Here is a 2,433-nt window from a genome sequence, read left to right as displayed (position 1 = left end):
TGTTTAATACACCTCCCTGCCTGCCAATCTTTGCCGTAAAGGAAACTCTGAAATGGGTTAAAAGCATGGGTGGAGTGAAGAAACTTGGTGACATAAACAAAGCTAAAGCAAAAGCCCTCTATGATTGCATCGATAACAGCAGGATTTTCAAAGGAACAGCTGAAAAGGATTCACGTTCAATCATGAATGTTTGCTTTATCCTGAAAGATGAATACAAACCTTTGGAAGAAGAATTCCTGAAATTCTCTGCTTCAAAGAATATCGTAGGTATCAAAGGACATCGTTTGGTTGGCGGTTTCAGGGCTTCAATTTATAATGCCTGCAGCACTGAAGATGTTAATGTACTGATCGACTGCATGAAAGAGTTTGAACAAAAATTCGCTTAATTGAATTTTTGAAACCTTGAAAGAGTTGCTCTAATAATTTTCAAATACCGGCTTCCTGTTTATATGATTTATAAATCAGGATAACCGGTATTTTTTATTACATTTGAATTGTAAGAAACCTGCACGAAAAAAATATATCTTTAACGTGAAGGATGCAGGCTGAATACTTATAATAAAAATTATTTTACCCATGAAAAAAGTATTAATCGCTACAGAAAAACCTTTTGCCAAAACAGCAGTTGACGGCATGAAGGATATTTTCAGTAAAGCTGGTTACAGCACCGTTTTGCTGGAAAAATATACAGATAAAAATGACCTGCTCAAAGCAGTGGCTGATGCGGATGCTCTTATTGTGCGCAGCGATATTGCTTCGCGCGAAGTAATTGAAGCAGGAAAAAATTTAAAAATCATTGTCCGTGCCGGTGCTGGTTATGATAACATCGACCTGCAGGCAGCTTCAGAAAAAGGAGTAGTCGCCATGAATACCCCGGGACAAAATTCCAATGCTGTTGCCGAACTTGTATTGGGCATGATGGTTTTCATGGCCAGAGGCGGTTTTGACGGCAAAACAGGAACGGAATTGAAGGACAAAAAGTTAGGAATCCATGCCTACGGTCATGTGGGTAGCCTGGTTGCCAAAATTGCAAAAGGTTTTGGAATGGAAGTTTATGCCTTCGATCCATTTCTCGATAAATCCATTATTGAAAAAGACGGTGTAAAAGCAGTCACCAATGTTGAAGATCTTTATTCGAGCTGCCAATATGTGACCTTGCACATCCCTGCAAATGAGAAAACCAAAAAATCGATCAATTATGAACTTCTTTCCAGAATGCCGAAAAACGCTGTTTTAGTTAACACAGCCCGCAAAGAGGTGATTGATGAAGAAGGTTTGTTGCAAATTTTCGCCAACAGGGACGATTTTAAATATATCGCAGATATTTCCCCTGATTGTAAAAGCGAAATTGAAGGGAAATATGCCGGAAGATTTTTCTTCACCCCTAAAAAAATGGGGGCCCAGACCCAGGAAGCAAATATTAATGCCGGCTTGGCTGCCGCTAACCAAATCGTCGGTTTCTTCGAAAAAGGCGATAAAAAATTCCAGGTTAATAAATAATAGTTACAGATATGAAATTTAAAAGACTTCAGATTGGAATAATAATTTGGAGTCTTTTTTGTTCCGACAAATAATCACTTTTAAATAATAATTATCATCAATCATGGCTATTTTAAAACCTTTCAAAGGCATTCGTCCTGCAAAAGACAAGACTGCCCAAGTTGCCGCACGTCCCTACGATGTTTTAAACAAAGAAGAAGCAAGAAAAGAAGCTGAAGGTAATCCTTATTCTTTTTTGCATGTCACGAAACCCGAAATTGATTTACCCGACTCGTGCGATGAACACTCGCCTGAAGTTTACCAAAAAGGGAAATCTTATTTGCAAGAAATGATGCAGGAAGGGGTTCTAAATCAGGATAAAGAAGACTATTTGTACATTTATGCTCAAACCATGGATGGACGGACTCAATATGGAATTGTAGGATGTGCCGCCGTTGAGGATTACATGAACAACATCATAAAGAAACACGAGCTTACACGTCCCGACAAGGAAGAAGACAGGATGAACCACATCCGTACCAGCAATATGAACTACGAACCTGTGTTTTTCACCTATCCTGCCGTTAAGGAGATTGATACCATAGTTGAAAAGGAAGTCAGCAAAGCTCCCGAATATAATTTTACTACTGAAGACGGTATCACACATCAGTTTTGGGTGATATCTGACCCGCAAAAGATAAACAGGCTTGTGGATTTATTCTCGGAAATCAAATACACCTATGTGGCCGATGGCCATCATCGTACAGCCGCCGCCGCCCATGTTGGAAATGAAAGGAAACTAAACAACCCCAATCACAAAGGTACTGAAGAATATAACTTCTTCCTTGCTGTTCACTTTCCCGATAATCAACTGAAAATTTTCGATTACAACCGGGTGGTTAAAGATCTGAACGGATTGACAGAAGCAGAGCTGCTCAAAAAACTGGAAGCTGG

Annotated in this window: 3 protein-coding genes; all 3 read left to right on the top strand. The window is 39.4% G+C overall.

Annotated elements, in window-relative coordinates; translation table 11 throughout:
* Window positions 1-386: aminotransferase class V-fold PLP-dependent enzyme (locus tag Q8907_16290; protein MDP4275828.1), on the top strand; the 386-nt coding region annotated here is incomplete at its 5' end.
* 190 nt (window positions 387-576) lie between these two features.
* Window positions 577-1,500 carry a 3-phosphoglycerate dehydrogenase gene (locus tag Q8907_16285; protein ID MDP4275827.1) on the top strand — a complete coding sequence of 308 codons (924 nt, stop codon included), beginning with the start codon at window positions 577-579 and terminating at the stop codon, window positions 1,498-1,500.
* 103 nt (window positions 1,501-1,603) lie between these two features.
* The coding region (locus tag Q8907_16280; GenBank protein MDP4275826.1) for a DUF1015 domain-containing protein at window positions 1,604-2,433 on the top strand (830 nt) is incomplete at its 3' end.

Source organism: Bacteroidota bacterium (genome assembly GCA_030706565.1).
Lineage (GTDB): Bacteria > Bacteroidota > Bacteroidia > Bacteroidales > JAUZOH01 > JAUZOH01.
This window is presented reverse-complemented; position numbering and strand designations above follow the sequence as displayed.

What these genes read in the sequence shown, in the direction of transcription:
- Q8907_16285 (MDP4275827.1), top strand. Translation starts at nt 577, where the DNA reads ATGAAAAAAGTATTAATCGCTACAGAAAAACCTTTTGCCAAAACAGCA.